The sequence below is a fragment of the Methylobacterium sp. B1 genome, from assembly GCF_000333255.1.
In the GTDB taxonomy this organism is placed as follows: Bacteria; Pseudomonadota; Alphaproteobacteria; order Rhizobiales; family Beijerinckiaceae; genus Methylobacterium; species Methylobacterium fujisawaense.
Map to the genome: position 1 here is coordinate 1 of NZ_BACT01000670.1, position 8,848 is coordinate 8,848.

An 8,848-nucleotide genomic window follows, 5' to 3' on the forward strand; every position below is an offset into this window, starting at 1 on the left:
CTGGCTTGGCGCTGGTGACCGTAGAACAGCCAGTTGCGGCCGGGCGCCTGAGTGGCGGCGCGTTCCCGCAGGAACGCCCGGAACGGCGCGATGCCGGTGCCGGGGCCGCACATGATCACGTCCTTCGACAGATCGGCCGGCAGCCCGAAGCCGTGCGCCTTCTGAAGATAGACCTTCACCTTGGTCTGCTCGGGCAGGCGCTCGCCGAGATGGGTCGAGGCGACGCCGAGCCGCAGCCGCGAGCGGTGGTTGTAGCGCACCGCGTCCACCGTCAGGGACACGCGGCCGACATCCATCTTGGGCGAGGACGAGATCGAATAGAGCCGCGGCTGCAGCTCGTCCAAGGCCTCCAGGAAGACCTCGGCGTCGGGCCGCGCGCCCGGGAACTTGTGGAGCGCGCCGAGGACGTCGAGATAGGCGGCATCGCCGTCCGGATCCTCGCCGGAGGCGAGCGCCTGCGCCTTCTTGCGGGCTGGCCCCGAGGTGAGGAGCGACAGGAGCTGGTAGAGGTTGTCGGGCGCGGCACCCAGTGCGTAGTTGATCAGCAGGTGCTCACGCAGGGTTTTCTCGCCGATCACCCGCTCGGGCCGGGCGCCGAGCTCCGCGATCACCGCGTCGACCAGCGCCGGGGCGTTGGCGGGGAACAGGCCCAGCGAATCGCCGACCTCGTACTGGATCGGCGTACCGTCCAGCCCGATCTCGATGTGCCACGTCTCCTTCTCGCCGCCCGGATCGTTGAGGCGGCGGCGGGACAGAAACAGCGCCTCGACCGGGTTCTCGCGGCAGAAGCCGAGCGGCCCGAGGTCGGCGGCGGCCTTCGGGGCGTCATCGTCCGCCTTCGGCGCGGCCGGGGCGCCCCCGGCGGCGCCGAACTCCTCGTCCAGCTTCTTGAGCATGCGCAGGGTCTCTTTGCCGCCGGGCTGGCAAAGGTTCAGGCGCGCCTCGTTCTTCAGGAAGATCGCGTTGGCGTAGTCGGCGCAGTTGTAGCCGCACTGGCCGCAATCCTGCTGGGCCATGGCGGCCATCAGCTTCTGCGGCTCGGGCCGATCCTTGGCCATCTCCATCCGGTCGCCGAGCGGCATCGACGGGTCGTGCCAGGGGGCGTCGTCGTTGTCGGCCAGTTTCGGCCCGGTCGCGGGGCCTTCGCCGGGCGCGAGCGCCGTGGCGCCCGCGACGGCGGGGCCGAGCAGGGCCGCGAAGTAGCCCGAGAGCCAGGCGCGCTGGTCCTCGTTGAAGGGCGCGGTCTCGGGGATCAGGACGAGGGGGGGCGAGACGTGCTGGGTCATGCGGCGGCCTTCAGGGCGGGCTGGTCCTCGGCGGCGTCGCGGAGCGCCTCCGCGCCGGTGCGGCTGGTGAAGGCCTGGAAGCTCTCCTCAGGCCCCTGTCGCAGGGCGAGGTAGGCGCGCAGCAGCGCCTCGACGCGGGAGGGCGCATCCTCGGCCTTCACGGCCTTCCAGATCTCGGTGCCGATCTTCGGGTTCTCGGCGAAGCCGCCGCCGACCACGACGTCGTAGCCCTCGACGGTGTCGCCCTCCTCCGAGACGACGACCTTGGCGCCGATCAGCCCGATATCGCCGATGTAGTGCTGGGCGCAGCTGTGGTGGCAGCCGGTGAGGTGGACGTTCACCGGCACGTCGAGGTTCGGCACGGCCTTCTCGACGTGGTCGGCGATGATCAGCGCGTGGCCCTTGGTGTCGGAGGCCGCGAACTTGCAGCCTTTGGCGCCCGTGCAGGCCACGAGGCCGGAGCGGATGCCGGCGGCCTTGGTGGTGAGGCCGAGCGCGTCCACGCGAGCCTCCACCTCGGCGACCTTCGCGTCCGGAACACCGGAAAAAATGAAGTTCTGCCAGACGGTGAGGCGGATCTGGCCGTCCCCGCACTCCGCGGCGATCTTGGCGAGCGCCCGCACCTGATCGCTCGTCATCTTGCCGACCGGCAGGACTACGCCGATCCAGTTGAGGCCGGGCTGCTTCTGGGTGTGGACGCCCACATGGGCGTAGCGGTCGGTGGCTTTACGCGGCGCGACGTGCTCCGGCGCGACCCGGTCGAGCTTGCGGCCGAGCTTGTCCTCGACGGCGGCGAGGTACTTGTCGAAGCCCCAGGCGTCGAGGACGTACTTCATCCGGCTCTTGTTGCGGTTCGTCCGGTCGCCGTTCTCGATGAACACCCGGATGATCGCGTCGGCGACCGCGTTGCAGTCTTCCGGCTTCAGGACGATGCCGGTGTCGCGGGCGAGGTCGCGGTGGCCCGAGATGCCGCCGAGCACGAGGCGCATGTAGATCCCCGGAGGCACCGAAGCGCCGTCGAGAACCTCCACCGCCTGGAAGCCGATGTCGTTGGTCTCCTCCAGGGTCGGCATCACGCCGCTGCCGTCGAAGGCGACGTTGAACTTGCGCGGCAGGCCGTAGAGGGAGCGGTCGTTCAGGATCCAGTTGTGCCAGGACTTGGCGAGCGGGCGCGTGTCCAGCAGCTCCTGGGCGTCGATGCCGGCGGTCGACGAACCGGTGACGTTGCGGATGTTGTCGGCGCCCGCCCCCCGGGCCGTGAGGCCGATATCGGTGAGCCCGTCGAGGAAGGGCTGGGCGTGCTCGGGGCCGATCTCGCGCACCTGAAGGTTCGCCCGGGTGGTGACGTGGACGTAGCCGCCGCCATGCTCGTCGGCGAGGTCGGCGACGCCCGCGAACTGCCAATGGTGCAGGATCCCGTTGGGGATCCGCAGCCGGCACATGTACGAGACCTGGTTCGGCGCGACCCAGAACAGGCCGTGGTAGCGCCAGCGGAAATTGTCCTCGGGCTTCGGCTGCTTGCCGGCGGCGGCCTCCTGGATCAGGCGGTTGTGGCCGTCGAACGGGTTCTCGGCGCGCTTCCACTTCTCCTGGTCGCAGAGCTTGCCGCCCGCCTTGACGGTCTTGTCCTGCGCCTTGATGTGGATCGCGTCCGGGCCCGTGGGCTCGGCGGGCGGCGCGGCCGCCCCGGCCCCGCCCGCGGCGAGGCCGCCGGTCATGCGGACGGCGGCGATGCCGGAGGCGAAGCCCTCGAGATAGCGCTTCTGCTCGGCCTCGAACGCGCCTGCGGCGCTCTGGGTGGTGGTCTCGGACATCCGCGCCTCCTCAAGCAGCCAGCGGCTCGGGCATGGGGCGCCCGAACATCAAGTCGTCCACGTTCTCGATCGGGTCACCGGAGCGGATCAGCCCCTTGCAGGCGCCCTGCTCGGCGATGTCGCCGACGAACACCGCGCCGATCAGCTTCCCATCGCGCACCAGAAGCTTGCGGTAGAGCCCGCGCCGGGGTCGGAGAGCACGATCGCCTCCGCATCGTCGGGCGTGTCCACGATCCCGGCCGAGAAGACCGGCAGGCCCGACACCTTCAGGCTCGTGGACAGGGCCGTGCCCCGGTACTCGGCCGGCTCGCCGGCGAGGTGGCGGGCGAGCGTCTCGGCGTGTTCGTAGGCGGGCTCGACCAGGCCGTAGATCTGGCCGCGGTGCTCGGCGCACTCGCCGAGCGCGAAGATCCGCGGGTCCGAGGTGGTCATCCGGTCGTCGACCGTGATGCCCCGGCCGACCGCCAGTCCCGCGTCCTGCGCCAGCGCCACCGAGGGGCGCACGCCCACCGACATCACCACGAGGTCGGCCGGGAGCGCGGTGCCGTCCGCCAGGACGAGGCGCTCGACGCGGCCGTCTCCTTCGAGGCGGGCGGTATCCGCCTTGAGGATCACCCGAACCCCCCGCGCCTCCATGGCACGCTTCACGAGCGCGGCGGCATGGTGGTCGAGCTGGCGCTCCATCAGCCGGTCCATGACGTGGAGCAGCGTGGTCTCGACGCCGAGGCGCGCGAGCCCGACCGCCGCCTCCAGGCCGAGAAGGCCGCCGCCGATCACGATCGCCCGGGCGTGCTGCACGGCGGCTTTCCGGATCGCCGCCACGTCGGCGAGGTCGCGGAAGGTGATGACGCCGGGGAGATCCATGCCGGGCTTCGGCAGGCGGATCGGCAGGGAGCCGACCGCGAGGACCAACCTGTCGAAGGGCAGGACGTGGGTCTCGCCCACGCGGACGCGCCCGTTCTCCCGGTCGATCCGGGTCGCCGGCGCGCCGGTGATCAGGCGGATGCCGTGATCCGCGTACCAGTCGAGGCCGCGGAAGGCGCAGGCGGCCTCGTCGACCTCGCCGCCGAGCAGCGAGGAGAGCAGGACCCGGTTGTAGGCGACCGTCGGCTCGGCCCCGATGCAGGTGATGTCGTAACGGCCGGGTGCGATCTCCGTGAGCCGCTCCAGGAAGCGCAGGGAGGCCATGCCGTTGCCGACGACGACCAATCTCTCGCGCGGCAGGCCGCTCTCGGCGCGCGCGTCGTGTCCGCGTGTGTCCTTAGGGGATGTCGCCATCGCTCGATCGTGTCTGGAACCTCGATTGCAGGGTCGTTGGCGGACCGCCCACGAAAAAGCCGCTGCCGGTCGTCTCCCGGCAGGCTTCAGCCCCAGGAGAACCGGATCAGCGGCCTCGCTGACGGCGCTGTCCGTCGCCGTTGACGGACGCAGCTCGCCTCGCAGGTTCCGTGCCAATCGAAACGCGCCGCACGGCGCGCGTGGACGCTGCCGCCGGGGCGAGGCCTGCAGATCGGAGGTGCAACCAGAGGCCGCCCATCGGCGCTGCACAAAATCTGTGCGGCCCGTCGCAAAAGCGATCACGCGCCAGCGGCGCGGTGGGGCAAGCTGCGGAGGGTTAAGGATGTCTTCCGGACTGACGGAGGGTCGGGTTGACGCTCACCGTCGTCGGATCACGACACGGGCAAACTGGAGAGCGAGCAAAAGTCGGTCGAGAATACTTCGACGACGAAATATCGAACTTATATGTGAACAACTTCCGTATTTGAACGGCATTCTACCTGTAACGAATGTCGAAGTCTGTCCTTTTGGACACCGCGGGCAATCAGCTCCCACTCTCGCTGGACGATAACCAATCCAATTAATGTGGGGGCTACAGCAGCTGCGACAGCATCGCCAGGAGGCCCAGGGTCGGCATCGCGCCGGCCGCCAGCACCCAGTACCAAGCGTGGCGCGCACCGGCCCGCCGGTTGTCGTTGCAGGCGCGGGGGACGCGGCCGCCCCGGCATACGTAGCGTCGAAGTTCGACCCGCCCGCGCGGATGCGACATCAACGATCCAGTTTCGAGTTTGCGACATCCAGGCATGGCGTAGGCACAACGGGCGAGCCCGCCCGACGTTCCGCGGCTGTTCGCGCCGGCGTTGCGGGTGGATGACGAATGGCTCGAAGTGTTGCGGGCCTCAGATGTCGGCGACCGCCCGCCGGTAAAGGTCGGGTCTGTAGACGGTCGTGATCGCCGCCGGGATGTCGAAAGGCCCGGGGATCTGCTGCGCGGCGCGCATCTGCTCCAGCACCCAGCGGGCCTGCGCCGCGCGCGGCTCCTCGATCGCCGCGCCGAAGCGGAGACGCGCACCCGTCCCGGCCATGACGTCCGGACCGTCGGAAAAGGTCCGCGCGACCAACGCCGGATCGAGATTCAGATAGGTCCGGCGTGCGAGCGATGGATCAGCTCGGTCCGGTTCTCCGGATCCGCGCACCAGCGTCCCGCCCGGGCGACCGCCCGCACCAGCGGCAGGATCGCGCCGTCGAGCCGTGCGGAGACGGCCAGGACCTTCTCGGTCGCGTTCGGCGCGAGGGCGCTGCCGTGGACGGCGATGCGCCCATGCCCGGCCTCGGCCGCCACGTCGTTCCAGGGTGCGCCAGCGCAGAATCCGTCGACCAGGCCGCGGGCCAGGGCCTCCACGCAATGTTGCGGGGGGACCACGACCGTGCGGAACGCGGCAGGGTCGAGGCTCCCGGCTTCGGCGAACAGCCGTAGCTGGTAGCTGTGGCACGAGAAGGGATGCACGGTGCCGAGGGTGAGCGGGTCTCCGGCGCGGTGCCGCATCTCCGCGACGCCCGCGAAGGCGCGGGCGACATCCGGCAGGGCCTCGCTGTCGGGGGCCATCGCCGCCCAGAGGGTGCGGGACAGCGTGAGGGCATTGCCGTCGGTGCTGAGCTGGAGCGGCACGATCAGGTCGGAGGGCGGCCCGGACAAGGCGAGCCGGCTCGCCAACGCCAGCGGCGCCAGCATGTGCGCGCCGTCGAGGTGCCCCAGCGCCAGCCGGTCGCGCAGGGTCGCCCAGGAGGGCTCGGCGGTGAGGTCGAGGTCGAGCCCCTCGGCCCGGGCGAAGCCCAGTTCATGGGCCGCGATCAGGGGGGCCGCATCGCAGAGCGGGACGTAGCCGAGCTGGAGCCTCATCCGAGCAGGTCCGCGGTGGTGACGATCGCCCGGGCGATGTCGACGATCTTGCGCTTCTCGTTCATGGCCTTGCGGCGCAGCTGCTTGTACGCCTCGTCCTCGGACAGGCCCTTCATGGTCATCAGGATGCCCTTCGCCCGCTCGATCAGCTTGCGGTCGGCGAGTTCGCTGCGCGCCTCCGTCAGCTCGCGCTGGAGGCGCGCGAAGGCGTTGAAGCGCAGGATCGCGATGTCGAGGATCGACTTGATCCGTTCCGCCCGCAGCCCGTCCACCACGTAGGCGGAGATTCCGGCATCGACGGCGGCCTGCATCATGGTCGAATCCGAGCGGTCGACGAACATCGCCACCGGCCGCTCGACCTGCCGGGAAACGCCCGACATCTGCTCCAGGATGTCCCGGCTCGGGCTCTCCAGATGGATCACCACCACGTCGGGCTTCAGCGCGGCCACGCGTTCCATGAGGTCGGCGGTATCGGGAATCACCACCACACGCCCGATTCCGGCGGCGCGCAGGCCCTCCTCCAGAATGGCCGCGCGGGCGCGGCTCGGATCGATCACGGCGACGGTGAGATTGGATTCGGTCATCTTGGCCCGGGACGGGGCGGGTCTTCTTCTGGAGGACGGCCCGGCTCGGGCCGCCGCGACCTAAGCAAGGCCCGTGCCCGCGTCGGGGCCCGCCGCGGACGCATCCGCGCAATCCCAATGTACGATGCCGGTAACCGCCGCGCAAAGAAACGGTCCAGCTTCCGCCGCAATGCTGGCCGCATTCTCTTCGCCTCACGGTGGTCAGGGAGATCGGTGATTCGGATGCGCAGGCCAGATCAGCCCGCCCTGACGGACGCCGCGAATGGCCGCGTGTCCATGCCCTTCCTGCCGACGCTGGCCGTCGTGGCGCTCCTGGGTGTGGCCTCGCTCTACTGCCCGTCGTCCAATCCGGTGCCCCCCGGTGCCCGGGCGGGCGGATCCCCCGCTCTCGGACCCACGGATTTCGCACCGGTCGCCGCGGTGGCGTCGCCGATCCGGCCGCCGGCCGCGATCGCGTTCGCCGAGCTGTACCCTCTGGACGCTGCGGTCTCGCGGACGGGGGGGCTGCCCGTCCGTCCGGCGACGACGGCGCGGGCGACGTCCCATGTGGCGGTGGCGGGTCGGCGTCCCTGCCCGGGACGGCGCTGCCCCGAGCCGCCCCGCAGCCCGATCGATCCCATGGCGCCCGGACGCGCGGAAGCCGCCGAACCGGCCGAGGATGCGCTGCTCCCTGGGCGGGCCCTGCCGTTTGCCACCTCGGTGGTCGAGACGCTGGTCCCTGCGGCCCGGGCGGTCGGCGATGCCGCGGACTTCGTGCGCAAAGGTGCGGCGTCGGTTCAGGGCTCGGTGGCCCTGGCGGTGGCCGACTGCCTGCGCTGACCGCATCCGCGGGCCGGCCCCAAACCTCTGGATCTCGTGGACGGACGTCCTAGGTGCGTCGCAGCGGATGGACCGAGCTTCCGTCCGCGGACCGGAGCCGGGGCCGGATGGCTGCACGCATCGAGGATTACGCGCTCGTCGGGGATTGCCGCAGCGCCGCGCTGATCAGCCGGCAGGGCAGCGTCGATTGGTTGTGCTGGCCGCGCTTCGACGCGGCCGCCCTGTTCACCAGCCTGCTGGGCACCGAGGCGCACGGCTTCTGGAAGATCTTCCCCGAGGCGGAGCACGTCGAGACCCGGTGGTCCTACCGCCCGGGCAGCCTCGTCCTGGAGACGCGGCACACCACGCGGCTCGGCGAGGTCCTGGTCACGGACTTCATGCCCGTCGGCGACGGATCGCATCTCGTGCGCCTCGTCGAGGGCGTGCACGGGCGGGTCGCCATGCGGATGGAGATGGCGGTCCGGTTCGATTACGGCTCGGCCGTGCCCTGGGTGTCGCGCTCCGAGCTGGGCGACCTGCGCGCCGTCTCGGGACCGCACAAAGTCGTGCTGCGCTCCGACGTCCATCTCAAGGGATCGGAGGCGCAGACCACCGTGGCCGAGTTCACGGTCCATGCCGGCGACCAGCACCGGTTCGTCCTGAGCTACGGGGCCTCCCACGAGGACGATCCGCCCCCGATCGAGCCGCGCAAGGTTCTCGAAGCCACGGATCAGCACTGGCGGGATTGGGCGTGCCGCTGCGCGGGCGGCGCCCCCTGGGATCGGATGCTCCAGCGCTCCCTGCTGACCCTCAAGGCGCTGATCTACGAACCCACCGGCGGCATCGTGGCGGCGCCCACGGCGTCCCTGCCGGAGGGGCTCGGCGGGATCCGCAACTGGGATTACCGGTTCTGCTGGCTGCGCGATTCGACCCTGACCCTGATCGCCCTGATGGATGCGGGCTATATCGACGAGGCCCGGGACTGGCTGGGCTGGCTGCTTCGGGCCGTGGCCGGCAATCCCGAGCAGGCGCACATCCTCTACGGGATCGGCGGCGAGCGGCTGCTGCCCGAGATCGAGCTCGACTGGCTGCCGGGCTACGAGAATTCGAGGCCCGTGCGAATCGGCAACGGCGCCCGCAGCCAGTTCCAGATCGACGTCTATGGCGAGCTGTTCGACGCGCTCTATC

6 protein-coding genes and 2 pseudogenes are annotated in these 8,848 nt (G+C 70.6%); 2 read left to right on the forward strand and 6 right to left on the reverse strand.

Annotation, left to right across the window (positions count from 1 at the left end; genetic code table 11):
* The 6 genes and pseudogenes from I53_RS19860 to I53_RS19880 form a co-directional block, all read right to left on the reverse strand.
* On the reverse strand, nucleotides 1-1,286 hold a 1,286-nt coding region (locus I53_RS19860), incomplete at its 3' end, for a sulfite reductase subunit alpha (RefSeq protein WP_043353883.1).
* Nucleotides 1,283-3,100 carry a NirA family protein gene (locus I53_RS19865; RefSeq protein WP_043353885.1) on the reverse strand — a complete coding sequence of 606 codons (1,818 nt, stop codon included), beginning with the start codon at nucleotides 3,098-3,100 and terminating at the stop codon, nucleotides 1,283-1,285. The genes I53_RS19865 and I53_RS19860, both read right to left, overlap by 4 nt.
* A 10-nt stretch (nucleotides 3,101-3,110) precedes the next feature.
* A pseudogene (locus I53_RS19870) lies at nucleotides 3,111-4,378 on the reverse strand (NAD(P)/FAD-dependent oxidoreductase).
* Between the two features lie 592 nt (nucleotides 4,379-4,970).
* Entirely contained in the window at nucleotides 4,971-5,147 is a 177-nt protein-coding gene (locus tag I53_RS34100) for a hypothetical protein (RefSeq protein ID WP_158498452.1), read from the reverse strand.
* Nucleotides 5,148-5,277: 130 nt separating this feature from the next.
* Nucleotides 5,278-6,278 (reverse strand): annotated as a pseudogene (locus tag I53_RS19875) (CmpA/NrtA family ABC transporter substrate-binding protein).
* Nucleotides 6,275-6,862, reverse strand: a complete 588-nt coding sequence (locus I53_RS19880) for an ANTAR domain-containing response regulator (RefSeq protein WP_043353887.1) — start codon at nucleotides 6,860-6,862, stop codon at nucleotides 6,275-6,277. Before I53_RS19880 ends, I53_RS19875 begins: the two are co-directional and overlap by 4 nt.
* A gap of 276 nt (nucleotides 6,863-7,138) precedes the next feature.
* On the opposite strand from I53_RS19880, the gene I53_RS19885 reads away from it, so the two are divergent.
* Both I53_RS19885 and I53_RS19890 read left to right on the forward strand, forming a co-directional pair.
* On the forward strand, nucleotides 7,139-7,681 hold the full coding sequence (locus I53_RS19885; RefSeq protein WP_251982378.1) for a hypothetical protein: 543 nt from the start codon (nucleotides 7,139-7,141) through the stop codon (nucleotides 7,679-7,681).
* A 107-nt stretch (nucleotides 7,682-7,788) separates the two neighbouring features.
* On the forward strand, nucleotides 7,789-8,848 hold a 1,060-nt coding region (locus I53_RS19890), incomplete at its 3' end, for a glycoside hydrolase family 15 protein (protein WP_043353892.1).